Source organism: Mycobacterium avium subsp. avium, from assembly GCF_009741445.1.
Taxonomy (GTDB): Bacteria; Actinomycetota; Actinomycetes; order Mycobacteriales; family Mycobacteriaceae; genus Mycobacterium; species Mycobacterium avium.
Genome location: NZ_CP046507.1, coordinates 4,853,415 through 4,879,443, shown reverse-complemented (window position 1 = coordinate 4,879,443; position 26,029 = coordinate 4,853,415). Strand labels below are relative to the sequence as shown.

27 protein-coding genes are annotated in these 26,029 nt (G+C 71.1%); 14 read left to right on the top strand and 13 right to left on the bottom strand.

Annotation, left to right across the window (positions count from 1 at the left end; all coding sequences use genetic code 11):
• Positions 1 to 17: 17 nt before the first annotated feature.
• The 3 genes from MAA44156_RS22840 to MAA44156_RS22830 form a co-directional block, all read right to left on the bottom strand.
• Complete coding sequence (locus tag MAA44156_RS22840) at positions 18 to 2,306, bottom strand: heavy metal translocating P-type ATPase (protein WP_156649256.1); 2,289 nt, start codon at positions 2,304 to 2,306, stop codon at positions 18 to 20.
• Positions 2,303 to 2,515, bottom strand: a complete 213-nt coding sequence (locus MAA44156_RS22835) for a heavy-metal-associated domain-containing protein (protein WP_009979907.1) — start codon at positions 2,513 to 2,515, stop codon at positions 2,303 to 2,305. Before MAA44156_RS22835 ends, MAA44156_RS22840 begins: the two co-directional genes overlap by 4 nt.
• A gap of 85 nt (positions 2,516 to 2,600) precedes the next feature.
• Positions 2,601 to 3,422, bottom strand: coding sequence for a mycofactocin-coupled SDR family oxidoreductase (locus MAA44156_RS22830; RefSeq protein WP_009979906.1), 822 nt, complete (start codon positions 3,420 to 3,422; stop codon positions 2,601 to 2,603).
• A gap of 109 nt (positions 3,423 to 3,531) precedes the next feature.
• Here MAA44156_RS22830 and MAA44156_RS22825 point away from each other — a divergent pair, with 109 nt between their 5' ends.
• Entirely contained in the window at positions 3,532 to 4,002 is a 471-nt protein-coding gene (locus MAA44156_RS22825) for an SRPBCC family protein (RefSeq protein ID WP_011726555.1), read from the top strand.
• On the opposite strand, the gene MAA44156_RS22820 is transcribed toward MAA44156_RS22825, so the two are convergent.
• The gene (locus MAA44156_RS22820) at positions 4,003 to 4,557 is read right to left on the bottom strand and encodes a pyridoxamine 5'-phosphate oxidase family protein (RefSeq protein WP_009979903.1); all 555 of its coding nucleotides are present in this window, start codon (positions 4,555 to 4,557) and stop codon (positions 4,003 to 4,005) included.
• A 136-nt stretch (positions 4,558 to 4,693) separates the two neighbouring features.
• Between MAA44156_RS22820 and MAA44156_RS22815 the strand changes: the two genes are divergently transcribed.
• Positions 4,694 to 6,250: a flavin-containing monooxygenase gene (locus MAA44156_RS22815; protein WP_227974628.1), complete on the top strand. Its 1,557-nt coding sequence runs from the start codon at positions 4,694 to 4,696 to the stop codon at positions 6,248 to 6,250.
• Positions 6,251 to 6,304: 54 nt separating this feature from the next.
• Here MAA44156_RS22815 and MAA44156_RS22810 read toward each other — a convergent pair whose 3' ends face one another.
• The 5 genes from MAA44156_RS22810 to MAA44156_RS22790 all read right to left on the bottom strand — a co-directional run bounded on the left by MAA44156_RS22810 (position 6,305) and on the right by MAA44156_RS22790 (position 10,974).
• A complete protein-coding gene (locus MAA44156_RS22810; RefSeq protein WP_080555773.1) occupies positions 6,305 to 7,141 on the bottom strand; it encodes an SDR family oxidoreductase in 837 nt (278 codons plus the stop codon).
• A 35-nt stretch (positions 7,142 to 7,176) separates the two neighbouring features.
• Positions 7,177 to 8,466, bottom strand: a complete 1,290-nt coding sequence (locus MAA44156_RS22805) for a calcium:cation antiporter family protein (protein WP_009979897.1) — start codon at positions 8,464 to 8,466, stop codon at positions 7,177 to 7,179.
• 236 nt (positions 8,467 to 8,702) lie between these two features.
• The gene (locus MAA44156_RS22800; RefSeq protein WP_009979896.1) at positions 8,703 to 9,521 is read right to left on the bottom strand and encodes an SDR family NAD(P)-dependent oxidoreductase; all 819 of its coding nucleotides are present in this window, start codon (positions 9,519 to 9,521) and stop codon (positions 8,703 to 8,705) included.
• Positions 9,518 to 9,934, bottom strand: coding sequence for a nuclear transport factor 2 family protein (locus MAA44156_RS22795; protein ID WP_009979894.1), 417 nt, complete (start codon positions 9,932 to 9,934; stop codon positions 9,518 to 9,520). The genes MAA44156_RS22800 and MAA44156_RS22795 overlap by 4 nt, the downstream gene beginning before the upstream one ends.
• Positions 9,931 to 10,974: a zinc-binding dehydrogenase gene (locus tag MAA44156_RS22790; RefSeq protein ID WP_009979893.1), complete on the bottom strand. Its 1,044-nt coding sequence runs from the start codon at positions 10,972 to 10,974 to the stop codon at positions 9,931 to 9,933. Before MAA44156_RS22790 ends, MAA44156_RS22795 begins: the two co-directional genes overlap by 4 nt.
• Before the next feature lie 124 nt (positions 10,975 to 11,098).
• On the opposite strand from MAA44156_RS22790, the gene MAA44156_RS22785 reads away from it, so the two are divergent.
• The 6 genes from MAA44156_RS22785 (at position 11,099) to MAA44156_RS22760 (ending at position 15,034) form a co-directional block, all read left to right on the top strand.
• Complete coding sequence (locus tag MAA44156_RS22785; RefSeq protein WP_009979892.1) at positions 11,099 to 11,965, top strand: helix-turn-helix domain-containing protein; 867 nt, start codon at positions 11,099 to 11,101, stop codon at positions 11,963 to 11,965.
• 53 nt (positions 11,966 to 12,018) lie between these two features.
• Complete coding sequence (locus tag MAA44156_RS22780; protein ID WP_009979890.1) at positions 12,019 to 12,783, top strand: DUF2127 domain-containing protein; 765 nt, start codon at positions 12,019 to 12,021, stop codon at positions 12,781 to 12,783.
• 4 nt (positions 12,784 to 12,787) lie between these two features.
• Entirely contained in the window at positions 12,788 to 13,633 is an 846-nt protein-coding gene (locus MAA44156_RS22775) for an SDR family oxidoreductase (protein ID WP_009979889.1), read from the top strand.
• A 119-nt stretch (positions 13,634 to 13,752) separates the two neighbouring features.
• Complete coding sequence (locus tag MAA44156_RS22770) at positions 13,753 to 13,917, top strand: hypothetical protein (protein ID WP_224110951.1); 165 nt, start codon at positions 13,753 to 13,755, stop codon at positions 13,915 to 13,917.
• A gap of 24 nt (positions 13,918 to 13,941) precedes the next feature.
• A complete protein-coding gene (locus tag MAA44156_RS22765) occupies positions 13,942 to 14,571 on the top strand; it encodes a class I SAM-dependent methyltransferase (RefSeq protein ID WP_009979888.1) in 630 nt (209 codons plus the stop codon).
• Positions 14,572 to 14,575: 4 nt separating this feature from the next.
• Positions 14,576 to 15,034: an SRPBCC family protein gene (locus tag MAA44156_RS22760; RefSeq protein WP_009979886.1), complete on the top strand. Its 459-nt coding sequence runs from the start codon at positions 14,576 to 14,578 to the stop codon at positions 15,032 to 15,034.
• Positions 15,035 to 15,049: 15 nt separating this feature from the next.
• Here the strand turns inward: MAA44156_RS22760 and MAA44156_RS22755 are convergent, their stop codons facing one another.
• The 3 genes from MAA44156_RS22755 to MAA44156_RS22745 all read right to left on the bottom strand — a co-directional run bounded on the left by MAA44156_RS22755 (position 15,050) and on the right by MAA44156_RS22745 (position 17,942).
• Positions 15,050 to 15,796 (bottom strand): methyltransferase domain-containing protein, encoded by a 747-nt coding sequence (locus MAA44156_RS22755; RefSeq protein WP_009979883.1) that lies wholly within the window; start codon positions 15,794 to 15,796, stop codon positions 15,050 to 15,052.
• 125 nt (positions 15,797 to 15,921) lie between these two features.
• Positions 15,922 to 17,307: a bifunctional lipase/adenylate cyclase LipJ gene (locus tag MAA44156_RS22750; protein WP_009979880.1), complete on the bottom strand. Its 1,386-nt coding sequence runs from the start codon at positions 17,305 to 17,307 to the stop codon at positions 15,922 to 15,924.
• A 41-nt stretch (positions 17,308 to 17,348) separates the two neighbouring features.
• On the bottom strand, positions 17,349 to 17,942 hold the full coding sequence (locus MAA44156_RS22745; protein WP_009979879.1) for a TetR/AcrR family transcriptional regulator: 594 nt from the start codon (positions 17,940 to 17,942) through the stop codon (positions 17,349 to 17,351).
• Between the two features lie 168 nt (positions 17,943 to 18,110).
• On the opposite strand from MAA44156_RS22745, the gene MAA44156_RS22740 reads away from it, so the two are divergent.
• The 4 genes from MAA44156_RS22740 (at position 18,111) to MAA44156_RS22725 (ending at position 22,550) form a co-directional block, all read left to right on the top strand.
• A complete protein-coding gene (locus MAA44156_RS22740; RefSeq protein ID WP_224111699.1) occupies positions 18,111 to 19,007 on the top strand; it encodes an oxygenase MpaB family protein in 897 nt (298 codons plus the stop codon).
• Positions 19,008 to 19,158: 151 nt separating this feature from the next.
• On the top strand, positions 19,159 to 19,923 hold the full coding sequence (locus MAA44156_RS22735; RefSeq protein WP_009979877.1) for an SDR family oxidoreductase: 765 nt from the start codon (positions 19,159 to 19,161) through the stop codon (positions 19,921 to 19,923).
• 129 nt (positions 19,924 to 20,052) lie between these two features.
• A complete protein-coding gene (locus tag MAA44156_RS22730; protein ID WP_009979875.1) occupies positions 20,053 to 21,141 on the top strand; it encodes an acyl-CoA synthetase family protein in 1,089 nt (362 codons plus the stop codon).
• Between the two features lie 2 nt (positions 21,142 to 21,143).
• Positions 21,144 to 22,550 carry an aldehyde dehydrogenase family protein gene (locus MAA44156_RS22725; RefSeq protein ID WP_121035758.1) on the top strand — a complete coding sequence of 469 codons (1,407 nt, stop codon included), beginning with the start codon at positions 21,144 to 21,146 and terminating at the stop codon, positions 22,548 to 22,550.
• A 15-nt stretch (positions 22,551 to 22,565) separates the two neighbouring features.
• On the opposite strand, the gene MAA44156_RS22720 is transcribed toward MAA44156_RS22725, so the two are convergent.
• A complete protein-coding gene (locus tag MAA44156_RS22720; protein WP_016705838.1) occupies positions 22,566 to 23,309 on the bottom strand; it encodes a cutinase family protein in 744 nt (247 codons plus the stop codon).
• Between the two features lie 257 nt (positions 23,310 to 23,566).
• Between MAA44156_RS22720 and MAA44156_RS22715 the strand changes: the two genes are divergently transcribed.
• Both MAA44156_RS22715 and MAA44156_RS22710 read left to right on the top strand, forming a co-directional pair.
• Positions 23,567 to 24,469: an SDR family NAD(P)-dependent oxidoreductase gene (locus tag MAA44156_RS22715; protein ID WP_009979869.1), complete on the top strand. Its 903-nt coding sequence runs from the start codon at positions 23,567 to 23,569 to the stop codon at positions 24,467 to 24,469.
• Positions 24,459 to 26,024, top strand: a complete 1,566-nt coding sequence (locus MAA44156_RS22710; protein WP_009979868.1) for an AMP-binding protein — start codon at positions 24,459 to 24,461, stop codon at positions 26,022 to 26,024. Before MAA44156_RS22715 ends, MAA44156_RS22710 begins: the two co-directional genes overlap by 11 nt.
• Positions 26,025 to 26,029 lie beyond the last annotated feature (5 nt).

The following is a 26,029-nucleotide window of genomic DNA, read 5'->3' as shown; positions in this document are numbered from 1 at the left end:
GGCCGATGCTGCGCGGCTCACGCGCCGGGGATGATGCTGGCGAACGAGCGCAGCCGCAGGCTGTTGCCGACGACGAGCACGCTGGACAGCGCCATGGCGGCGCCGGCCAGCATCGGGTTGAGCATGCCGAGCGCCGCCAGGGGAATCGCGGCCAGGTTGTAGCCGAAGGCCCACACCAGGTTGGTCTTGATGGTGGCCAGCGTGCGCCGGGAGAGCCGGATCGCGTCGACGGCCGCGCGCAGGTCGCCGCGGACCACGGTGACGTCGGCGGCCTCGATCGCGACGTCGGTGCCGGTGCCCATGGCCAGGCCCAGGTCGGCGGCGGCCAGCGCGGCGGCGTCGTTGACGCCGTCGCCGACCATGGCCACCACCCGGCCCGCGGATTGCAGGCGCTTGACGGCCTCGACCTTGTCGGCGGGCAGCGCGCCGGAGATGACCTCGCCGATCCCGAGCTCGCCGGCGATGCGGCGGGCGACGGTGTGGTTGTCGCCGGTCAGCAGGATCGGCGTCAGGCCCAGCCGGGTGAACTGCCGCACCGCCGCGGCGCTGGAGGGTTTGACGGTGTCGGCCAGCGCCAGGATGCCGCGCGCCCGGCCGTCCCAGCCGACGGCGACCACGGTTTTGCCGTCGTGCTCGGCGCGCGCGGCGGCCGCCGCCAGGGCGGCGTCCGGGCGCAGGCCGCGCTCGGCCAGCCACCTCGGCCGCCCGACCGCGACGGCGTGGCCGTCGACCCTGCCGTGCACGCCGCCGCCGCCGACCGCGCGGAAGCCGGTGGGGGTGGGCAGCGGGCCGAGTTCCGCCTTGGCGTCCCGGGCGATGGCGTGCGCGAGGGGGTGTTCGGAGGCGGCCTCCAGCGCCCCGGCGTAGCGCAACAGCGTGGCGCGGTCGGTGCCGTCGGCGGCGACCACGTCGAGCACGGTCATGGCGCCGGTGGTGACGGTCCCGGTCTTGTCGAGCACGACGGTGTCGACGGCGCGGGTGGTCTCGAGCACTTCGGGCCCCTTGATCAGGACTCCGAGCTGGGCGGCCCGGCCGGTGCCGACCAGTAGGGCGGTCGGGGTGGCCAGTCCCAGCGCGCACGGGCAGGCGATGATGAGCACCGCGACGGCCGCGGTCAGGGCGGTGGCCAGGGTGCCGCCCGCCGCCAGCCAGCCGGCCAGGGTGGCCACCGCGAGCAGCAGCACGACGGGGACGAACACCCCCGAGACGCGGTCGGCGAGCCGCTGCGCGTTGGCCTTGCCGGACTGGGCCCGTTCGACCAGTTGGGCCATCCGGGCCAGTTGGGTGTCGTCGCCGATCCCGGTGGCGCGCACCACCAGCCGGCCGCCGGCGTTGACGGTGCCGCCGGTCACGCCGTCGCCCACGCCGACCTCGACCGGGACGGACTCACCGGTCAGCATGGCGGCGTCTACCGCCGAGGAGCCCGCGACGACGATCCCGTCGGTGGCGATCCGTTCGCCGGGACGCACCACGAACTCGTCGCCGACGGCCAGCCGCTCGATCGGGATGCGGGTTTCGGCGCCCGCCCGCAGCACCGCGACGTCCTTGGCGCCCAGCGCCAGCAGCGCCCACAGCGCGGCGCCGGCCGTCCGCTTGGACCGCCGCTCGAAGTACCGCCCGGCCAGCACGAACAGCGTCACCCCGGCCGCCACCTCGAAGTAGACGTGGCACGGGGCCGCGACGTGGGAGACGTGGGCGCCGTGCCCGACGGTCAGCTCGAAGTCGTGCCGCATGCCGGGCCGGTCGGCCGCCCCGAGAACCAGGGCGTACAGCGACCACAGGAAGGCCGCCAGCGTGCCGATCGAGATCAGGGTGTCCATGGTGGTGACGCCATGTTTGAGGTTGGCCCACGCGGCCGCGTGGAAGGGGCGCCCGCACCACCCGACCACCGGCGCGGTCAGGGCCAGCGCCGCCCAGTGCCAGTGCTGGAATTGCAGCGCGGGAATCATCGCCACGGCGATCACCGGCCCGGCCAGGGCGATGGCGGTGACCAGGCGCCTGCGCAGCGAGGCCAGCTCCGGGGCGTCCCGCGGCGGCGACGGCGTCGCCACGGCGGCGGCGTACCCGGCGTTTTCGATCTCGGTGATCAGCGTTTGCGGGTCGTAACTCGCGGGCGCGCTGACCGCGGCCTTCTCGGTGGCGTAGTTGACGGTCGCGGTCACGCCATCCAGCTTGTTCAGCTTCTTTTCGATCCGGGCCGCGCACGAGGCGCAGGTCATCCCGGTGATCTCCAGCTCGATGCGAGCGGTTGAGGCGGTGTGGTCGGGGAAGGTGCCCTCGTCGATGTGCCGTGGCGGTGTGCTCATGCGACCAAGACGGCCTGGAAGCCGGCTTCGTCGACCGCGCCGAGGACGGCGTCGGCGTCGATGGGCACCGCGCTGGTGACGACGAGCCGGCCGGTGTCCGCGCTGACCGAGACGCCGTTGACGCCGGGGATGCGGGCCACCTCGCTGTGCACGGCGGCCTCGCAGTGGCCGCAGCTCATCCCGCTCACCTGGTATTCGCTGGTGGGCATGCCGCTCCTTCTCGCTCCCCGCCGCAGGTCTTGACCACACCATTGTGCCTGGTCGGCCGCGCGGGCCGGGCGGCGCGGGCGGGCATCACACGTAGCCGACGCCGAGATCGACCGAAACCTGGCTGGCGGTCACCAACCTGGATTGGTCGGAGGCCAGCCAGGCCACCGCGTCGGCGATGTCCTCCGGCTGCGCGATGCCCTCGGGCAGCAGCGGTTTGTGCAGGCCCCGCAGATGCGGGTAGTCGTCGGCGGCCGCGCGCAGCGCGTCGCGCATCCGGCCGGTGCCCATCGGGGTGGCGACCGCCCCGGGGTTGAGGCTGTTGACCCGAATGTTGTAGCGGCCGAGTTCGGCGGCGAACGCGCGGGCCATGCCCACCACGGCGTGCTTGCTGGCGGTGTAGTGGACCATGAACGACTGCATGTTGATGCCGGCCGCCGAGCCGATCAGGATGATCGACCCGCCCCGGCCGCCGTCGATGATGTGCTGCGCCCCCGCCATCACGGTGTTCCAGGTGCCGACGACGTTGGTGTCGATGGTGTCCCGGAACGCCTGCGCGGTGATCCGATTCCACGGGGCGGGGCTGCAGATTCCGGCGTTGGCCACGATGACGTCCAAGCGGCCGAGCTCGCCCACCGCCGTGTCCACCGAGGAGGTCAGGGCGTCCAGGTCGCGCACGTCGGTCTGTGCGGTGACGACCCGCCGTCCGGCGGCACGCACCAGTTCCGCGGTCTCGGCCAGGTCCTCGGGCGTCGACGAGTCGTAGGGAACGCTCGGCGGCAGCGGCCCGGCGAGGTCGACGGCGATGATGTCGGCGCCCTCGGCGGCCAGCCGCGCCGCGTGCGCGCGGCCCTGCCCGCGCGCCGCCCCGGTGATCAGCGCGACCTTGCCCGTAAGTGACTGGCTCATGGGTGCTGGAGTCCTTTCCGTCGCGCACGATTTCCAGCCTCGTGCAGCGCTCCAGCATGCCGCAGCCCGAGGCCGGATTACGCTGCCGGATAGCGGAAAGGAGACAGTCATGACCGTCACGGTTGTCGATCGGGGACCCCGACAGGTGAGCCGCAGAGTCGACGTGGCCGCGCCGGCGGCACAGCTGTACGCCCTGGTCGCCGATCCGCGCCGGCACCACGAACTGGACGGTTCGGGCACAGTCCGCGACAACATCAGTGTGCCGGCGAAACTCGTTGAGGGATCGAAGTTTTCGACGCACATGCGGATGTTCGGCCTGCCCTACCGGATCACCAGCACCATCACCGAGCTCAAGCCGAACGAGGTGGTCGAGTGGCGTCACCCGCTCGGGCACCGCTGGCGGTGGGAATTCGAGTCGCTGTCACCCACCCGGACCCGGGTCACCGAGACGTTCGACTACCGCGACGCCGGCGCGCTGAAGAACAGGCTGAAGTACTACGAGCGGATGGGTTTCGCCAAGGCGAACGCCTCGGGCATCGAGGCGACGCTGGCCAAACTGCGGGACCGCTACCCGGGGTGATCAGTCCGGATCGGCTGCGTCCCAGGGGATGACACCGGACACCCAGTGGCTCAGTTCCTGGACCTGATCGTTGCGGTGCAGGTGGCGGGGCGGCGTCGCGAATGTCCCGTAGGGCCGGCAGCGGATGACGACGCGGTTTTCGCGCTCGCACATGTCCCGGACGTGCGGGCGCGCCTCGTCGCCGAGTGGCTGACCGGACATCCGGCCGGCGACGGCCATCATCACGTCGACCGCCAGCTCCCGGTCCTCGTCGAGCGCGGCGTCGGCGTAGACCTGCAGGTAGGAGAACGGCCACCGCTCGTCGAGGATGCACAGGCTCACCTTGGGGTCGCGCTGCACGACGCGGGCCTTGCCGCGGCCGGCCATGGTGGAGACGAGCAATTCGCCGGTGTCGGTGGGGATGTAGTACACGATCGACATGGCCGGGCCGTCGTTGCGACGGCGGTAGCCGAACACGCAGGTGCGGTGGGTGCGCACGAACTCGCGCCGCTCGGAGGGCAGCATGTCGCGGTCGGTCGGGGCGGTGAACGGCTCGGCCGCCAACGGCAGGAGCATCACGAACTGTCCTCGCTGTCTAGGGGTTCGCTGCGGGCAATGTTTGCGGCTGCGCGAGTGACTATATAGTCGTGGCCACGGAGAGGAAACCCAGGCCGTGACCGAAACCGTTGGCCCAGCGCGCGCGAAGCCCGTGATGAGTCGAAAAGCCAAGCGGCTCTATGCCATTGGGCGGGTGCGGGCGGCGACGCGGCGGCGGCGCGGGCCGAAGGTGGCGATCATCGGCGCGGGCTTCGGCGGCCTGGGCGCCGCGGTCGCGCTGCGCCGCGCCGGCATCGACGACCTGGTGATCATCGAGGCCGCCGACGGCGTCGGCGGCACCTGGCGACGCAACACCTATCCGGGCGCCGCCTGCGACATCCAGAGCCACCTGTACTCGTTTTCCTTCGCCCCCAACGCATCCTGGAGCCGCACCTACGCCCGGCAACCCGAGATCCTGGCCTACCTGGAATCGGTGGCCGACGACTTCGACCTGCGGCGTCATCTGATGCTCGACACCACGGTGCGCTCGCTGCGCTGGAATCCCCACACCGCGGCGTGGGACTGCCGGATCGACCGGGGCGGGCACCCGGCGACGCTGAGCGCCGACGTCGTCGTGTGCGCCGTCGGCCTGTTCGGCGCCGCCAAGCTGCCCGACATCGACGGGCTGGCCGGCTTCGCCGGACCCGTGCTGCACACCGCGCAGTGGGATCACGACCTGGACCTGGCCGGCCGCACGGTGGCGGTGATCGGCACCGGCGCCAGCGGGGTGCAGCTCGTCCCCGAGCTGGCCGGCACCGCCGGACACGTCACGGTCTTCCAGCGCACCCCGCCCTGGATGGTGCCCAAGGACGACCGGCCTTACAGCGCAACGGAATTGGCCCGATTCAAACGTAATCCCCTGGCGCTGCGCCGCACCCGCTGGCAGATCTGGAAGTTCCAGCACGACAACACCGCGACCTTCGCCGACGACCCCGTCGTGACGGCACGCAGCCGGATTGCGACCTCGTTCCTGGACCGCACCGTCGCCGACGAGTCGTTGCGGCGGGCGCTGACGCCGGACTACCCGTTCCGGTGCAAGCGGGTGCTGCTGGGCGACGACTACTACCGCGCGTTGCAACGCGACAACGTCGAGTTGGTCACCGATCCCATCGCCCGGATCGGCCGCAGGTCGGTGATCACCGCCTCGGGCGCCGAGATCGAGGCCGACGTCATCGTGCTGGCAACCGGATTCGAGACGTCGCGCTACCTGTCCGGCATCGAGGTCGTCGGCGCCGGGGGCCGCCGGCTGCACGAGCACTGGGGCGAGGAGCCCTCCGCCTACCTGGGCGTGGCCGTCAGCGGGTTCCCCAACTTCTTCATGCTCTACGGCCCCAACACCAATCAGGGCGGCAACTCCATCGTCTACATTCTGGAGGCCGGCGCGCGGCTGGTGGCCAGCGCGGTGAGCCGGCTGGCCCGCCGCGGCGGATTCCTCGAGGTGCGGCCCGAGGCCGAAAAGCGGTTCAACGACCGGCTTTCCGCCGACCTGGAACGCACCATCTGGACGCGGTGCGACAGCTACTTTCGCTCGCCGACCGGTCGCATCGTCACCCAATGGCCCTACACCGAGCTGGACTACGCGCGGTGGACCTGGCGGCTGCGGCGCCGCGACTGGATCCATCACCGGTGCGTGCCGAGCGCGGCGACCGTGGGTGCTGCTCGGGATTTTTGACTGCTACCCGGCCATGGCGCCCACGCTCGGCGCGGGCCGCGACGGTGTGCGGGTCTAGCCGGCGGCGGCCACCCTGGCCCGCTCGGTCATCGAGGCGATCACCCCGCCGTCGTTGAGAATGTCCGTGCCGGTGAGGTATCCGGCCTTGTCGCTGGCGCAGAAGGCCAGAAGCTCGGCCATCTCCTCGGGCTTGCCCCACCGCGGGACCGCGGCGTCGGCCACCATCGCCCCGGCGCCGGCGTTCTCCTCGAGCCGGCCCATTTCGGTGTCGATCGAGCCGGGGGACACCGAGACGATGCGCAGGCCTCGCGCGTTGAAGCGCTCGGCCTGTGACTGGCTGTACCACTTGACGAAGCTCTTGCTCACGGCGTAGGCCAGCCCCGAGCGGGCCTGCTCGGGCGCGACCTCGCACGCCGCCAGCATGGCGTCCATGAAGGCGTCGGCGTCGCTAAGCGCGAGCGGAAACTGCGCTGTCGGAACGATTTCCGCGGGCAGCATGTGCGCCGCCATCGACGCGACGTTGACGATCACCGAGCCGTCGCCGGCGACCGCGTAGAACGCCTCGTTGACGTTGAGGGTGCCGATCGCGTTGGTCCGCATCACGTAGTCGGCCGGGCCCATGCTCGGGCTCACCCCGGCGGTGTGGATGACGGAGACGACGGTGCCGAGCCCGGCCGCGGTGTCGAACAGCTGCGCGACGGCCCGCCGATCGGTGACGTCGCAGTTGACCGCGGTGGGCGTCATCCCGAGCTCTGCCAGCGCGGCGGTCGCGGCCGTCAACCGGTCCTGCCGGACGTCGCACAGCACCAGGGTGTGATCGCGGCCGACGACTTTCGCGGTGGCCACTCCCATGCCGCCCGCGCCGCCTGTGATCACCGACACTCGACTCATACCTGGACGGTATACGGCGGGACGGCCGCCGCGGGTCAGGGGTCCGGCACCGGATGGTGCGGGTGACCGCTGTGCCGGATCGCGGTGCCGAAGAACGGCGCCCGCAGCGTGGCGGCCAGGTGACGCCGGTAGCCGATCAGCGCCACGACGGCCACCGCGGTGTAGACGCCGCACAGCAGCAGCCGCCCCTGGGTGGAGAAGATCGGGAATTGCACGACGAACAACGCCAGCAGCGCCAGCGCCGCCGACCGGTGGAAGCGCAGCGCCAGGATCAGCGCCACCCCCATCATCGTCTGGGTCGCCGTGAGCAGCACCTCCTCCACCTGACGCGAATCGAGGTGAAGCGCGAACCCGCCGCCACCGAGCAGGTGGGCGAGGGGCAACGAGCCGATCAGCAGCGTCCACTGGTTGACCTTGGACGAGATCAGGGTGGCGATGGCCGTCGTGCCCTTGCCCCGGCTGGCGAAGATCGTGGCGATGATGAACTCCGGAGCCTCGGAGGCCAGCGGGGCCAGCCACTGCACCAGCAGGAACCGGTTGACGCCCAGTTCGGTACCGGCGGCCACCAGGTTGTCGGCAAACGGCTTGGCGCACAACAGGATCACCGCACCGGACACCAGGAAGAGGCCGACCACGGCGATCCGCCGGCGGCCGTCGGGCAGCTCGCCCAGCGCGGCGGCGGTGCCGATCAGGTCCGGCTCCTCGACGTTGCCGTGGCTGATCTTGTAGAGGTAGAACCCGAACCAGGCCAGCAACGCCAACCCCAGCCCGAAATGGATTTGGCCGCTGGCCGGTATCGCGAAGGCGATCACCCCGGCGATCAACAGGAAGCCGAGTTCGACGCGGTTTGCTGGCAGCAGCGCCAGGCCGGCGGGCCTGTCGGATCCGGACCTGCGCGCCACCACGATGCTGACCAGCACCACGACCGGCCAGCCCAGGCCCATCAGCAGCCGGTTGGATCCGGTCATGTTGGCCGCGGCGTACTGCGTGTAGTCGGCGTTGTGGCCGGACACGTAGGCGTAGTAGAGGCCCACCGCGTATTCGGGCAGCACCGCGATCACGGCGAGCAGCGCCGTGGCCAGCCCGCCGGAGACGTCGATCTGGGCGGTCTCGGCGGCCCACGCCAACAGGAAGCTGGCCGCCACCACCGCGGCCCCGAAGATCAGCAGGGCGGCCACCGCCCCGGTGTGCACGCCGGTGATCCGGACGGCCACCGCGGGGGCGACGAACGCGCCGGTGATCAGTCCGGACCGCGTCAGGGTGCGCCGCCGCCAGCGCGCCGTGGTGGCGACGGCGGCGGGCCTGTCTATGGCGAGCATCGTCATCCTTCGCAGGCGGTGGCGATCGTGATTCGGCTCGGTGCCGTGGCGAACCGGTTACCCAAGCTACCCGCGACCCGAGCGGTCAGCAACGCGGCGGGCGGGCGAAAGCCGCACCGACCGGACCCCTATATTTGCTGTCCAGGGCGCTATGGAAGCAAAAGTTAGGATTGCCTGATTTGGAACTTTGGCAAACCTCGCCGCTGTGGAGTATGACGCCCAGCGAACGGCTTGGGTTCCCGCTAGTCGTCCGGGCCCATGGCCGCCGCCGCGGCCTGGGCGAACAGCTCGACGGCCTGGTTGCGGCTCAGCGATGCCAGCAGCTGCGCCGCGGCGCGCATGGTGTCGCCGACCATCAGGGTGGGCCCGTTGCCGAGGTTCTCGAACGCCTCGGCGATGACGTCGGACACGGCCGCCGCGTCCGACGGCGCCTGGTCGGGCGACGCGATCTGGCCGCGGCTGTATTCGAGGGCGCGCAACGCCGGGGTATCGGTCTTGCCCAGGATGAGCCCCAGCACGTCGACCCCCTTGTCGTGCAGTTCGGCCCACAGCGCCTCGGCGAAGACCATGTCGAATGCCTTGGAGGCGCCGTAGGCGACCATGTTGGGCCCGCCGGCCAGCCCGGCGCCGGAACCGAACAGGACGATGCCGCCGGCGCCCCGCTCGACCATGGCCGGGGCGTAGTGGTGACACAGCTGCATGGGCACCATGCAGTTGCGCTGCACCATCGCCTCGGCGGCTTCGATCCGATTGGCAAGGAACGGTTTGAAGTCCGGGTCGGCGCCCGCGCAGTAGACCAGCATCCCGATCGTCACGTCGGCGGTGGCCGCGGTGATCGCCTTGGCCGCCCCGGGGTGCGCGAGATCGATTGCCAGCGTGCGGGTTTGGGCCGAGGTGCCGGCACGGATCCGGGCGGCGACCCGGTCCAGAACGTCTTGCCGGCGGGCCAGCAGCACCACGTTGACGCCGCGCTCGGCCAGGCCTTCGGCGAACGCCGCGCCCACGCCGTCCGAGGCGCCGTCCACCAGCGCCCACGGCCCGTACCTGGCCGCGAAACTCATGACCCGACCCCGACGGTGGTCAGCCGCACCTGGGTGTAGCGCCGGCGGGCGATGCGCCATCCGTGTGCGGTGCGCACCATTTCGTCGTCGTAGAAACCGATCGCGTTGACGCCGGAGTTGTTGTCGCCGGCCATGATCAGCCCGTCGATGTAGGTGCGCGCCGTGGCGCGGTCGCCCTCGACCGTGATGGCCTGGTTGGTCAGCCGGTGCAGGGTGTGCCCGGCCAGCGCGTGCACCTGCTCCATGAAATCCGCGACGGCGTCGACGCCGGTCCAGTGGCCGATCTCGCCGTAGTCGAGCACGCAGTCGTCGGTGAACACGGTGCGGAACAGTGGCCAGTCCCGGCGGTCGATCCCGGTGGCGTAGCGCACCAGCAGCTCGGAAATGTCTTGCCGGTCTTCTCTTTCGCTCATCGGGTGTCTCCGTTCGGATGGACGATGATGCGGGGCGGGCCGTCGGACCGGCGGGCCAGCTCCAGGGCGTCGGGTACCTCGTCGAGGCCGATGATCTTGCCCACGCTCGGCAGCGGGTCCAGTCGTCCCGCCACGATCGCGTCGAGCGTGCCGTACCAGTCCTGCGGGTGCGGCCCGCCGCCGAACTGGATGGTGACGCCCTGGCGGGTGGCGGTGGTGATGTCGAGGGTGTCGCCGGTGTACCAGCCGCCGGCACAGTAGATGCGGGTGCCCATCTCGGCGGATTCGACCAGGTTCTGGATCAGTCCGGGCGCGCCGACGCACTCGAATACCGCTGCCGGACCGGGTATTCCGTACCGCGCGCGGGCCGCGTTGAACGCCGCGAACGGGGATTCCTCGCGCGGGTCGACCAGAAGGTGCGCGCCGAAGCTGTCGGCGGCCAACCGGCGGCGGTCGGCCCGGAAGTCCGCCACGATGATCGGCTCCACGCCGCGCGCGGCGAGCGCGGCGACGGCCGAGAGGCCGATCGCTCCCGCGCCAATGACGATCGCCACCTCGCCCGGTTGCAGGCGCGCAGAGCGCACGTAGAACTCGCCGACCGCGAACGCGTCGGTCACGGCGACGGCGTCGCTGGACACCTCGCCGGGCACGGGCTTGGCCGCCGCTTCGGAAACCACCAGCAGCTCAGCGAAACTGCCCTGGGCGTCCGGGTGCTGGCCGATGATCCGCATGCCGCCTGCCCCGCCGTCGACCAGGCGCACCGGCATGGCGGTGACGCGGGTGCCGATGGCGAACTGGCCGGTGCAGCCCGGCCCGTGCCCGACGACCTCGCCCACGAACTCGTGACCGAGCACGATGTCGCGACCGCTGTCGTACAGCGAGCGCCCGGTCGGATCGTCGAGGGCCAGCTCGGGGTGGTCCATGAAGTGCACGTCGGACGCGCAGATCGCGGTGCTCAGGGTGCGCAGCAACAACTCGCCCGGCCCCGGTTCTGGGTCCGGTGTCTCGCGCACCTGCAACCGGTCGTCGCGTAACACCACAGCGCGCAACGGCGTTTCACCTTCTCGAATAGTCGATATAACATCTCGAATGTTCGTCTCACTGTAAGTCCTGGCCCGAAGGAGTCAAGCGATTCGCGGATCGACGTCAGCGCCGACCGCCCGGGTGCTCGATGTGGTCGAGCTGCTGGCGCGGTCGCCGAGCGCGCGGCTGCGGTTCTCCGACGTGGTGCGCGAGCTGGGCCTCACCCAGGCGACGGCGCACGCCATCCTCAAGACGCTGTGCGACCGCGGCTGGGCCAGCCGCGACCCGGTCGACAAGACCTTCGCCCTGGGACCCGCGCTGGCGGTGGTGGCCGCGCGCACCGACACGGCGCGGCCGCTGGCGCATGCGGCGCGCGCGGCGGCGCTGCGGCTGTCCGGCGCGGTCGGGTACGCCTGTTCGGTGGTGGAGAAGTTCGGGGATTCCCTGGTGGTCACCGCCTTCGAGGGCGAGCCCGCCACCCAGCCGTCGGGCATCCCGGGCGATCGCATCCCCTACGCTCCGCCGTTCGGGGTGGCGATGGCGGCCTGGGACACCGAGGAGGAGCAGCGCGCCTGGATCCAGCGCGGCGCCGGCAGCAACGCCGATCGCGTCCAGCGCCTGCGACAGGTACTGGCGCACACCCGGGAACGCGGATTCGACGTCGACTGGACGACGCCCGCGCTGGCCCAGGCCGTCCAGGTGGTCGGCACCCTGGACAGCAGCGAGATGCCGACGCCGGTGCGCCACATCATGGATCGGCTGCTGGTCGAGTTCACCACCATCGGGTTCCTGTCCGACGACAACCCCGGCCGCCGCAAACAACCGGTGGTGACCATCGCCGCGCCGGTCTTCGACCACCGCGGGCGGGCGTCGCTGATGGTGGCCGTGCACCCGCTGTGCCCGCTGAGCGCGCGCCAGATCCGGGTCATCGGAAAACATCTCACCGACGAAACGACGGCGCTGAGCCGGTCGCGGCCGGCATCCGGCGCGGTCGATGCCGCCGTCTGACACGCGCGCACTGCGCACTTGCGCCGTCGACCACCGGCAGTCGATGATCGGCCATGCCCAAAGATCGCGGTCTCAACCGCTGGGAGTTGGTCACCTGCGCGCTGGCCGGGCACGCCACCTACGCGCCCGACGAGCCGGCGCTGGCCGACCGGCTCAGCGGCACCACCGGGCTGGGCCAGGTGTGGCGCTGCCTGCGCTGCGGCGAGTTCACCGTCGGCCCTGCGCACCGGCGCGGCCCGGCCGAAGACGCGCCGATGATCATGCGCGGCAAGGCATTACGGCAGGCCATCATCATTCGGGTGCTGGCGGTGGAACGGCTGTTCCGGGCGCTGGTGATCGCGCTGGCCGCCTACGCGGTGTGGAAGTTCCGCGGTGCGCGCGGCGCCATCCAGGCCACCCTGGACCGCGATCTGCCGATCTTTCGCGCCGCCGGCTTCAAGGTCGACCAGATGACCATCGTGCACGAGCTGGAAAAGGCGCTGGCCACCAAGCCGTCCACCCTGGCGCTGCTGACCTTGATGCTGGTCGGCTACGCGCTGGTGGAGGTGGTCGAGGGCGTCGGCCTGTGGTTGCTCAAGCGCTGGGGCGAATACTTCGCGGTGATCGCCACCTCGGTCTTCCTGCCGCTGGAGATCCACGACCTGGCCAAGGGCATCACGATGACCCGGGTGGTGACCTTCGCCATCAATGTCGCCGCGGTGATCTACCTGTTGATCTCCAAGCGGCTGTTCGGGCTGCGCGGCGGGCGGGCGGCCTACGACGCCGAACGGCGCGGCGAGCAACTGCTCGACGTCGAGCGCGCCGCCGCGGGGAGCTGACCGAATGGGAACCTATGCGATCACCGGATCGGCGTCCGGAATGGGACGCGAGACCGCGCAACGCCTCCGCGACGGCGGCCACACCGTCATCGGCGTCGACATCAAGGACGCCGACGTCATCGCCGACCTGTCCACCCCGGCAGGCCGCGCCGACGCCGCCGCCCGGGTGCTCTCGCAGGCCGGTGACCGGCTCGACGGCGCGGTGCTGGCGGCCGGGCTGGGACCCAGCCCGGCGCGCGACCGGGTCCGCCAGATCGCCGCGGTGAACTATTTCGGCGTCGTCGAGCTGCTGCAGGCCTGGCGACCGGCGCTGGCGGCCGCCGGGAACGCCAAAGTCGTTGTGGTGGCCAGTAATTCGGCCACGACGATGCCCACGGTGCCGCGCCGCACGGTCAACGCTCTGCTGGCGCACGACGCCGACAAGGCGTTGCGATCGGTGCGGCTGTTCGGACCGGCCGCGCCGACCATGATGTACGGGGCGTCAAAACTCGCGGTCAGCCGCTGGGTGCGCCGCCATGCCGTGCTGGCGGAGTGGGCGGGCTCGGGGGTGCGGTTGAACGCCCTGTTGCCCGGGGCGATCATGACACCGCTGCTGCAGGAGCAGTTGTCCACGCCCCGGCAGGCCCGGGCGGTCCGGTCGTTCCCCGTCCCGGTCGGCGGTTTCGGCGACCCCGGCCAGCTGGCCGAGTGGATGTGTTTCATGCTGTCGGATGCCGCCGACTTCCTTTGCGGCAGCGTGGTATTCGTCGACGGCGGCACCGACGCGTACTTCCGCGCCGACGACTGGCCCAAGGTGCTACCGGCGCGCCGGCTGCCCGGATATCTGCGCCGATTCACCCGGTTTCGCTGATCGGCGTGTGCGGTAGGCCACAGTGCGGCTTATCACGGCGTTCACCGCGGCGCGGCATCCCCGCAAAACGGCGGTGCTGCAATTCAATGGACTCCCACTCCGAGCCGAAGGATCAGATCGTGGCCACCCTCACCTCCCGGATTTCGCCGGGTTCGGTCCGTCTCGTCGCGGTGGGGCCGCTGACGTCGCGCGCGTGCCAGGCGGTGCGCGCGGTGCTCACCGGTAACCGCCGCCCGGCCGTTCGCGGGCCGCGCCTCATGTCCAAGGGCGTGGAACGCTGTTGACCCGCCGGGGCAGACTGGACGCCTGTGCATCACGACGCGAATCCCGGTGAGTACTGGAACCACAACTCCGCCTACCACCCCTGGCTGGTCGGGATCGCCGCGCGGCACCGCGGGGATGTGCTCGACGTCGGGTGCGGCGACGGCCTGCTGGCCGCGCGCTTGGCCCCGGTGTCGCGCAGCGTCGTCGGGATCGACGCCGACCCGGCCTCGGTGCGGCGGGCCGCTCGGCGACTCGAGCGCGTCGACAACGCCTGCGTCCAGCAGGCACGCTTCCAGGACTTCCAGGCGCCCGCCCAGTCCTTCGACCTGATCACCTTCGTGGCCAGCCTGCATCACGTACCGCTGCGCGACGCCTTGGGCAAGGCGCGTCAAATGCTGCGGCCGGCAGGCGAATTGGCGGTCGTCGGATTGTCCGCCAACAAAAGCGTCGCCGACTGGCTGTGGGCGGGTCTGTGCCTGCCGGTCGTGCGGGCCGCGGGGTTGTTGCACCGGGAGACCCGCGACATCGGCGTGGCCGTGGCCGACCCCCGGGAGAGCCTGGACGAAATCCGGCGGGCGGCCGAGGACGTCTTGCCCGGGGCCGTCATCCGGCGCGGCGTGTACTACCGGTACCGGCTGCTGTGGCGAAACTCGTGCGGCGGCGTGTTTGGATAGCGGTATGTCCGACACGGAAGCCGAACGCATCGTCAGCGCCACCCGGGTGATCGCGGCCAACGCCGCCCGCATCTTCGAGCTGATCGCCGACCCGGCCCGCCAGCCCGGCTGGGACGGCAACGACAACCTGGCCTCGGCCGCGCCCGGGCAGCGCGTCCATCGGGTGGGCGACGTGTTCAAGATGACGCTGACCAACGGCGCGGTGCGCGAGAACCACGTCACCGAATTCGTCGAGGGCAGCGTAATCGCTTGGTGCCCAGCCGAGCCCGGCAAGCAGCCGCCCGGTCACCTGTGGCGCTGGGAGCTGAGCCCGGTCAACGCCGAACTGACCACGGTGACCCACACCTACGACTGGACGGCGCTGACCGATCCCACCCGGTTGCAGCGGGCCCGGGCCACGACGCCGGAGATGCTGCGCGAGTCGATGGACCGGCTTGCCACGCTGGCGCAATCGGGCGACTGAACGGCGCCCGGGGGCTCAGCCCAGCTTGGCGCGCACCCACTGGAAGGTGCCGAAGTTCTTGACCCGAACGCTGGCGAATCCGTTCTCCTCCAAGATGTCACCGATCTCGTCGTCGTCGAACGCATGCGCCCCCACATTGGGCAACAGCCGCCAATAGCGGGCCAGGCGGCCGGCGGTCGGGACCATGACGGCCAGCCTGCCGCCCGGTCGCAGCACCCGCGCGATCTCGACGAGCGCGGCCTGTGGTTTGGGGACCAGCTGCAGCACCGCGGTCGAGACCGCCGCGTCGACGGTGTTGTCGCGCAACGGAAGTCGCTGCGCGTCGGCCTTGATGAAGCCGACCTGCGGCCCGGCCTCGTTGCGCACGGCGCGGGCGAGCATCGGCTCGGAGATGTCGATGCCCAGCGCCAGTCCGTCGGGTCCGGCGGCCCGCGCCAGTGACGCCGTCACGTTGCCCGGGCCCGATCCGACGTCCAGCGCGACACCGCCCCGGGGGATCTGCAGCCACTCCAGCGGCAGCTGCCAGGCGCTGATCCAGCGGCGAGACAACGCCTGGGCGTTGTCGTAGAGCAGCGACCCGATCGGCGACGCCCAGGCCGCCTGGATCGGGCCGGTGTTCCTCGGCACGCCCGCGTCCTCGTCGGCCGCGCCGCCGAGCAGATCGAGATAGCCCTTGCTCACGTCGGGGTCGGCCGGCGGATCGATGAGAAGGTCCAGCGCCCGTCGCAGCGCGGGAGGCAGCGAGGTGTGCACATCGGTCATGCCTAACTCCTTCGAGGACTCCATCGCGGAAAAGCCAAGCGGGAACGCCGGAATCGACCAGAAAAACCGGAAAGCCGCCGACCCGGCGCATCCCCCGTTGGCAGCCTACGCCGAGTCGCGGGTGTTCACCGCTCGGCGGCGGCGTGCTCGCGCAGCAGGCGGTAGAGCCGCCACTGTCCCGGCACGCCCTTGAGCGCGGTCTCGCCGCGGTCGCCGAACCGGTGCCGCGAGCCGGTGACGATGTCGCGCAGCGTGGACGACACCAGCACCTCACCCGGGCCCGCGAGCGCGGCCACCCGCGCGCCGATGTGCACGGCCATGCCCGCGATGTCGTCCTTGCGGGCGCCGCGCACCTCGACCTCGCCGGCGTGGATGCCGACGCGCACCTCGATGCCCAGCGCGGCGACCGCGTCGACGAGGGCGTCGGCGCACGAGATGGCCGCGCTCGGGCTGCTGAAGGTGGCGACGAATCCGTCGCCGGCGGTGTTGACCTCCCGCCCGCCGAAGCGCTGCAGTTCGTGGCGCACGATCCTGTCGTGGTTGTCCAGCAGGTCGCGCCAGCGGTAGTCGCCGAGCGCGGCGGCGCGTTCGGTGGAGCCGACGATGTCGGTGAACACGATGGTGGTGAGCAGCCGCTCGGCCTCCGAACCGCCCCGCACCCCGGTGATGAACTCCTCGATCTCGTCGAGCGTGGGCCCGGTGTCGCCCACCCAGTACAGGGTGTCTTCGCCCGGCAGCGGCACGAAACGCGATCCGGCGATGTGCTCGGCGAGGTAGCGGCCGTGGTCGACCGAGGTGAAGACGCAGTCGGTGCGGTGCAGGATCAGCGTCGGGGCCGCGATGCGCGCCAGCCGGTCGCGCACGTCGGCGTGCCGGATGGACAGGATCATCGCGCGGGCCATGCTGGGCGAGGCCGCGCGGTTGCCCGCGGCGTCCCACCAGCTGCGGAAGGCGGCGTCGCCGGCGACGCTGGGGGCGATCAGGCCGAGCATGTCGAAGCCCTGGTCGACGGCGTCGGGGTCGACCGCGACGGTGGTGTACGGGTCCAGGGTCTCGATCCGGGCGCCCATCGGGTAGTCGGGGGCGTAGACGGTGCGGGCCGCGCCGTTGATGATCACCAGGCTGCTCACCCGGTCCGGGTAATCGGCCGCCAGCACCAGCCCGGTCATCGAGGTGAAGCTCGGCGCGACGACGGTGGCCCGCTCACAGCCCACCGCGTCCATCACCGAGACGACGTCGCGGGCCCAGAACTCCGGTCCGATCACGTCGACCGAGGGCACCCGGGAGGACAGCCCGATGCCGCGCTGGTCGAGCCGGATCACCCGGGCGAAGGCGGCGAGCCGGCGGTGGAAGCGGTACATCGACGGCTCGGCGTCGACGGAGTCGATCGGGATCGACGGCCCGGGCAGCAGCACCAGGTCGATCGGCCCGTCGCCGAGCACCTGGTAGGCGATGTCGGTGTCGCCGCAGCTGGCGTAGCGGGTGCGCGGTGTCCCAGAAAACCCAGGCACGGCTATCAGGCTAATTCAGGTGCCCGACACTGCGGGCCGGGTCAGCGGCCGATGATCGGCACCAAGTAGCGGGCGGCGTAGTCGCGCACGGCCGCGGGGTCCGCGGTGTCCAGCCGGTCGGTGGGGAAGACGATGATGCCCAGCGCGACGCGCAGCAGGATGTCGGCGATGTTGTCCAGGTCCGGCTCGGCCTGCTCGGCGCCGCACCGCCGCAGCGTGTGCGCGATGCCGTCGGCGAACTGGCGGATCGGGAACACCTGCGAGCGGGAAAACAGCCCGAACAGTTCGGGCTCGCTCTCGGCGATCCGCGAATACAGCGCGGAGTCCTTGACCAGTCGCACCCCCAGCGCGAAGGCCTCGATCACCGCCTGCTGGGGATCGCATCCGGCGGTCGCCTGGTCCAGGGTGCTGAAGAAGAGCTCGGCCTCGCGGCGCACCACCTGGCCGAACAGGTTCTCCTTGGTGGGAAACCGCCGGTAGATGGTGCTGCGGCTGACCCCGGCCCGGGCGGCGACGTCGTCGATGTTGGCGCGCCGCACGCCGTAGGTCTCGAACACGCCGCGCGCGGTGTCCAGGATGAGGCGGTCCAGATCGGTCCGCTCGCCCGCAGCGGCGTCCGCGCGGTGGCTCTGCATGGCTCACACCCCCACGGCGGTCTGGACGAACCGATGTTATCATGAAACAAAGATACTAATTTGTTTCTCTGGTTCATCGTTAGGTTTTGCCGTATCGGCCGAGGAGGTTGGGTGACTGCGCAGCGGGCGGCATGGGATTTCGACAACGGCGTGCGCGAGGCGGTGCCGATGCCCACCGACGGGCCGGACTGGTCGGCCCGCGACGCCGCCGACGCGCCGCGGCTGGGACCCGATTCGTTGATCTGGAAGTTCTACGGCGACAACCGGACCCAGCTGTTCGGATTCCAGCGCACCGCCGGCGTGGAGAACTGCATCGAGCAGCTCGCCCAGGGCGTGCTGGACCACTCGGTGATCTTCAGCGACACGCTCGGCCGGGCCAAGCGGACCGCGCCTCCGCTGATGAACACCGTCTACTCCGACGATCCCCAGGAATGGGGCCGCAAGGTCCGCGACTTCCACAAGACCATCAAGGGCACCATCAGCGACGGGTCCAGGTATCACGCGCTGAACCCGGAGCTGTTCTACTGGGCGCACGCCAGCTTCGTCGACCAGGTCATCTACAACACCGACACCTTCATCCGCCGGCTGACCCGGGCCGAGAAGGAGCAGATCTTCAACGAGGGCAAGGTCTGGTACAGCCTCTACGGCGTCAGCGACCGCGGGCAACCGCAGACCTACGACGACTTCCTGGCCTACTGGGACGAGATGCTCGACCGGTTCGTGCCGCACAAAACCGTGCTGTACGGCACCGGCTACCTCCGCAAGGGCATACCGGGTCCGCGCTGGATGCCGCGGCCCGTCTGGAAAATCGTTTCGGCGCCGCTGAACGCCTACGCCCGCCTGGTGGTGGTCGGAACCCTGCCGCCGCAGATGCGCGAGGTGTGCCAACTGCGCTGGGATGCCAAGAAGGAGAAGCGGTTTCAGCGTTTCGCCGCGCTGATGCGGGCGCTCAATCCGCTGATCAACCGGCTGCCGGTGCGGGTGCTCTACACGCCGTGGGCGGCGCAGGCGTGGAGCCGGGCCGGCGTCGACCCGCGCCGGCTGCACAACCGCGCCGCCGCCTGAGACCGGGCCGCGAGGGCATGCGGCCCGCGGACACTATCGGAGCGGCCGCCGTGGGGGCAGGATTCGTGGTTAGCCCGCTTCGCATTGGGGCATCCGCAACGTCGGTCGAGTAGGGGTCGAACCGGCGCACTCAGAGCGAAGGAGAACCGCGATGCAGATGACGGGGAACACCGTGTTGGTCACCGGCGGCGGCACCGGAATCGGCCGCGGCCTGGCCGAAGCGTTCCACCGGCTGGGCAACCGGGTGATCATCGCCGCCCGGCGCGGCGAGCAACTGCGGGCGGTCGCCGAGGCGAACCCGGGCATCCAGACCCTGTCGCTCGATCTGGGGGATCCCGCGGACATCCGGCGATTCGCCACCGAGGTCACCGACCACTACCCGGACCTCAACGTGGTGGTCAACAACGCCGGCATGCAACGGGTCGAGGACCTCATCAGCGGCAATGCCGGTCTGGCCGAGCAGACCCTGGCGGTGAACCTGCTGGGCCCCATCCGGCTCATCGCGACGCTGTTGCCGGCGCTGCTGCGCCGACCGCACGCCGCGATCCTCAACGTCACCTCCGGGCTGGCGTTCATGCCCAGCGCGCTGACCCCGACCTACTGTGCCAGCAAGGCGGCGCTGCACTCCTACACCCAATCGCTGCGCTTCCAGCTGCGCGAGACCCCGGTTCAGGTGATCGAGATCATCCCGCCCCAGGTGCAGACCGCGCTGCAGGGCGAGCGCGGATTCGACCCCCGGGCGATGCCGCTGGACGAGTACATCACCGAGACCATGACGCTGCTGCAGACCCAACCCCAGGCCGACGAGATCGTCGTGGAGCGGGTCAAGGCCTTCCGCTTCGCCGAGCGGGACGGCACCTTCGACGACATCTACCCCGGTTTCAACGAGGCGATGACGGCCGCATCCGGCCGCTAGGCAACGCGGCGCCGCGTTGAACATCGCGTGCACACCAATGAAAATCCTTGTGAAATAACACAATACAGCGCCTGCGCCGGCGGCGGGGATCCTTGGCGGACGGCCCGCCGATGGGACAGGATCGACGGCATGACCGGGATCGACTTCTCGTTGTTGGACGTGCCGCGAGCCGCACCGGTCGACGACCCCGAGGCCTACCTGCGCGCCGTGATCGCCTGGCACTTCGGGGCGGACACCGGTTCGCCGTTCTGGCTGCGGACCGCCCGGACGCTGAGCTTCGACCCGTTGACCGACGTGCACACGTTCGACGACTTGCGCAGGTTTCCGAACCTGGTCAACGAACTGCGCCACGTCGCGGTGGGCGATCTCATCCCGCGCGGCTATCCGGCCCAGGACCGCCCGCTGATCTTCGAATCCGGCGGCACCACCGGCGCACCGAAACGCACCGTGCAGATGCCGGATTGGGTCGCCCAGGTCGTCGACTGGCAGACCGAGGACTTCGCGGCCGGCGGGTTTCGCCGCGGCGAAGGCTTCCTGTGCATGATGCCGAGCGGCCCGCACGGTGTCGGCTACTTCTCCCGGCTGGTGTCCCAGCGGCTCGGCGCGGTGTTCCACGCCGTCGACATCGACCCGCGCTGGGTCAAGAAGCTCGCCGCCCGCGACGCCGCCGCGGACGTGGCCGGCTATGTCGAGCACGTCGTCGAGCAGGCCGTGTTCGTGCTGCAGACCCAGGACGTGGCGAACCTGCACACCACCGGTCCGCTGCTGACGGCGATGGCCCGCGACGACCGGGTGGTCGAGCTGGTCGACGCCAAGATCGGCTACCTGTTGCTCAGCGGCGCGCACGTTGACGCCGACACCCTCGACCTGCTGCGCGGCATCTTCCCGCGGACCACGATCACCATGGCCTTCGGCAGCACCATGGTGCTCTCGCAGGCGGTCACCCGCACCGACGGCGATACGTTCGTCTTCGACCCCCGCACCCCCTACGTCGTGTTCTGGGTGGTCGACCCCGACACCGGCGAACGGGTGCGCTACGGGCAGCCCGGGCAGGTGGTGATGCACCACCTCAGCAGGACCATGTTCATCCCGAACAACCTGGAGCGCGACCTGGCCGTCCGCAGGCCCGGCCCGGCGGGTGAGCTCAGCGACTCGCTCAGCGAGGTGCGGCCCGTGCAAAGCTTCGAGGGTGAGACCGTCATCGAGGGCGTGTACTGAGCGTGACGGATGAAAACCCTTGCAGCGCAGGCGATCTTCTGTATCTTGATGCGCTAGGACCCGACGGCGACTACCGGACCCGCAACACCGAAACCGTCACCACCACCGCCGGGGTGGCCGTCGCGCGACTGAGTCTCGTTCCGCCGCTGTATGTTTCGCGCACGCTCGGTGCGCAACGCAAGGCCGCGCCGCTGCCGCCCGCCGACCGGCGGGCGGCGCTGTCGCGGGCCGCCGAGGTGTTCACCGACGGGGTGATCGCCGGACTCGATTTCGAGGCGTACGCCGGTTTGGCCGCCCGGATTTCGGGGTTGCCCGTGGCGATCACCCGCGCCGCGGCGCGCGGTGTGGCCGACGGCCTGGCCGGCGCGTTCGACGCGGTGGCCTCGGCGCGGCCGGCTGGGGCGGTGCCGGACTGGCGCGAGCCGCGCGTCCGTGGGGGCGGTGCGCTGTGGGTGCGGCGCGGCGAGGTGTTCGCCGTGCATGCCGCCGGAAACGGGCCCGGGGTGCACGGGCTGTGGCCGCAGGTGCTGGCGCTGGGCTACCGGGTGGCGGTGCGCCCCTCGCGGCGCGAGCCGCTGACCGGGCACCGGCTGGTGACGGCGTTGCGGCAGGCGGGATTTCGCCCGCACGACGTCGTCTACCTGCCCACCGACCACGCCGGGGCCGACGAGATCATCGCCTCGGCCGACCTGGCCATGGTGTACGGCGGGCAACGCGTGGTGGACAAGTACGCCGCCGATCCGGCGGTGATCGTGAACGGCCCCGGCCGCAGCAAGATCGTCATCACCGCCGAGCAGGACTGGCGGGAGTGCCTCGACGTCGTCGTCGACTCGGTCGCCCGCCACGGCGGGATGGCGTGCGTCAACGCCACCGCGGTGCTCTACGAGGGTGATCCGGCGCCGCTGGCCGCGGCCGTCGCGGAGCGGCTCGCCGCGATCGAGCCGCTGCCCGCCGACGACGAGCGGGCGATGCTGCCGACCCTGCCGCTGCCGCGGGCGCGCACCCTGGCGAACTACCTGGCGGCCAAGGCCGCCGGGGCGACGCCGCTGCTGGGGGCCGACCAGGTGGTCGCCGACCTCGGCGGCGGGCAGGCCGCGCTGCGCCCGGCCGTACACGTGCTGACCGAGCCGGACCCGGAACTGCTCAACCTCGAGCTGCCCTTCCCGTGCGTGTGGGTGACGGGCTGGTCGCGCGAGGGCGGGCGGGCCGCGGCGCTCGCGCCGCTGCGGCGCTCACTGGTGGTCACCGCGATCACCGGCGACGACACACTGATCGACGCCCTGGTCGCCGAGCCGACCATCGGCAGCGTCTACCGCGGGCGCCCGACGTGGTCGACCGCCCCGGGCCTCCCGCACGACGGATATCTGGCCGACGCGCTGATGCGCACCAAGGGGTTCATCGGGGACTAGCGGCCCGCGGTGCGCTCACTCCCCGAAATTGCCGTGCCCGGAGGCGACCGACGCCGCGCCGGGACCGCCGAGGCCGAGGTGGCTGGAGGCGAAGGAGACGCCCTTGTCGATCATGGCGCCGTCGTCGGCGTAGGTGTCGTGGGCGGCGAAGTTCATGCCGTCCGAGCACACCGGGTCCTCGGTGGCGCACACCTTGAGGGTCTTGTCCTGGAAGAGCGGACCGATGACCACGGGCGGTTCGCCGAGGAAGTTCATCGCGCGCACGTTGGGCATGCCGAACAGCACGACCGAGGAGACGTGGTTGGCGACGTCCGGGGTGAGGGGTTTGGGCACGGTGGCCGGGTCGATGCCGTCGGGCACGGCCGGCGAGGTGACGAAGCCCATCACGGCCGCGCCCTGCGAGTAGCCGCCGAGCACCATCTTGGTGTTGGGGCAGTCGTGGGCCATCGAGACGACGTGTGCGCCGGCGTCCCGGATGCCGTCGATGCCTGTGTCCCACTGATCGGTGGCCGGGTAGTTGACCGGGTAGACGTCGAAGGAGCGGCCCCCCACGCGTTGGTGCAGGGCGTCGACGAAGGCCTGTCCGGTGGGGCCGACGCCGGGGGCTTCACCGGTGCCCCGCGCGAAGACCACTTGCACGTCCGGACATTGGGCCGCAGCGGTGGGGATGACCGAACCGGACACCGCCGACGCGGCCACACCCGAGGCTGCCATAACTAGTGCTGAACCGAGAGAACGAATGACATGGCGTGCCAACATGTCGCCATTGTGCCCAGCCGACACGCCGCTTAAACCCAGGAAACGCTGAAATTACCGTGTTCTCATAAATGCGCCGCCGCCCGGGCGGACGGCTGAGATCGGTTGCGCGCGGCGCGCATCCGGCGGGTGTGCCCATCCCCCGGGCGCGGGTGCGCCGCACCGGCATTCGGCGAACATCCGGGCCGGGGCACGACGGCCGGCCGGGATGTGGTCTGCTACTTGTGGTTCAGGCGGCTCGAACGAATGCGGCGGCGAAGGTGAACGCAATAGCGCAGGCCCTCGACAAGGTCCTCAACACGGTGGCCGACCGGGTGGCCAACCCGGCGCGGGTGTCGGACCCGGACCGGTTGCGCGGCGCCGTCGGCGGCAGGACGGTCCTGGTGACCGGCGCCTCCTACGGCATCGGCGAGGCGACCGCGCGCCGCCCGGCCGCCGCCGGCGCGACGGTGCTGGTGGTCGCCCGCTCCGAGGAGCGGCTCGGCGAGCTGACGGCGGCGATCAACGCCGGCGGCGGGCGGGCGGTCGCCTACCCGACCGACCTCACCGACGAATCCGCGGTGAGCGCCCTGACCAAACAGATCACCGAGGAGCACGGCCCGCTCGACGTCGTGGTGAGCAACGCCGGCAAGTCGCTGCGCCGCTCGCTGCATCACCAGTACGACCGGCCGCACGACTTCCAGCGCACCATCGACGTCAACTACCTGGGGCCGGTCCGGTTGCTGCTCGGGCTGTTACCGGCCATGCGCGACAACGGCCGCGGGCACGTCGTGAACGTGTCCAGCGTCGGGGTGCGGGTGGTGCCGGGTCCGCAGTGGGGCGCCTACCAGGCGTCCAAGGGAGCCTTCGACCGGTGGCTGCGCAGCGTGGCCCCCGAATTGCACGCCGACGGCGTGCACGTCAGCACGGTCTACTTCGCGTTGGTCCGGACCCGGATGATCGCGCCCACACCGGTTTTGGGCCGGCTGCCCGGCCTGTCACCGGACCAGGCGGCCGACGTCATCGCCAAGGCCGTCATCGAGCGGCCGCGCACCCTCGAGCCGCCCTGGGTGCTGCCGGCCGAGCTGGCCTCGGTGCTGCTGGCCGGCCCGGCGGACCGCGCCGCACGGCTGTGGCATCGCCGGTTCTTCACCGACGCCGAGGAGGCCGGCCGTGAGCGCTGAACGGGTGGCGCCCACCGCCGCCCGGGCGCTGGTGCGCTCCGGTCTGCTCAACCCACCCTCGCCGCGGGCGGTTCTGCGGCTGCTTCGCGAGGCGAGCCGCGGCGGCACCAACCCCTACACGCTGTTGGCGGTCACCGCGGCCCGCTGGCCGGGCCGCACCGCGATCATCGACGACGACGGCGCGCTGTCCTACCGCGAGCTGCAGCGCGCCACCGAATCGCTGGCGCGGCGGTTGACCCGCGACGGCGTCGCGCTCGGCCGGGCGGTCGGGGTCATGTGCCGCAACGGACGCGGTTTTGTCACAGCGGTTTTCGCGGTTACCCTGCTCGGCGCCGACGTCGTCCCGATCAGCACCGAGTTCCGCAGTGACGCGCTGGCGGCCGCGCTGCGCGCCCACCACATCTCGACGGTGGTGGCCGACAACGAATTCGCCGAGCGGATCGCGGCCGCCGACGACGCGGTCGCCGTCATCGACCCGGCCACCGCCGGCGCCGAGGAGAGCGGCGGGCGACCGGCCGTCGCCGCGCCCGGCCGGATCGTGCTGCTGACCTCGGGGACCACCGGGAAACCCAAGGGGGTGCCGCGCGCCCCGCGGCTGCGCTCCGCGGTGGGGGTGTGGGTTACCATCCTGGACCGCACCCGGCTGCGCACCGGATCGCGAATCTCGGTGGCAATGCCGATGTTTCACGGGTTGGGCCTGGGCATGCTGATGCTCACCATCGCCCTGGGCGGCACGGTGCTGACCCATCGCCATTTCGACGCCGAAGCCGCGCTGGCCCAGGCCTCGCTGCACCGGGCCGACGCCTTCACCGCAGTTCCGGTGGTGCTGGCCCGCATCCTCGAGCTGCCGCCGCGGGTGCGGGCGCGAAATCCGTTGCCGCAGTTGCGTGTCGTGATGTCCAGCGGCGACCGACTCGATCCCACGCTGGGACAGCGGTTCATGGACACCTACGGCGACATCCTCTACAACGGCTACGGCTCCACCGAGGTGGGCATCGGGGCGCTGGCGACACCGGCGGACCTGCGCGACGCCCCGGAAACCGTCGGGAAACCCGTCGCCGGCTGCCCGGTGCGGATCCTGGACCGCAACAACCGGCCGGTCGGCCCGCGGGTGACCGGGCGCATCTTCGTCGGCGGCGAGCTGGCCGGCACCCGCTACACCGACGGCGGCGGGAAGACCGTCGTCGACGGCATGACCAGCACCGGCGACATGGGCTACCTGGACAACGCCGGCCGACTGTTCATCGTCGGCCGGGAGGACGACATGATCATCTCCGGCGGGGAGAACGTCTACCCGCGCGCGGTGGAGAACGCGCTCGCCGCGCACCCCGCCGTCGCCGACAACGCGGTGATCGGCGTTCCCGACGAGCGGTTCGGCCACCGCCTGGCGGCGTTCGTGGTGCTGCACCCCGGCAGCGGCGTCGACGCGGCGCAGCTGCACGACTACCTCAAGGACCGGGTCTCGCGGTTCGAGCAGCCACGCGACATCAACATCGTGGCGAGCATTCCGCGCAACCCGACCGGCAAGGTGCTGCGCAAGGAACTGCCCGGTTAGGAACC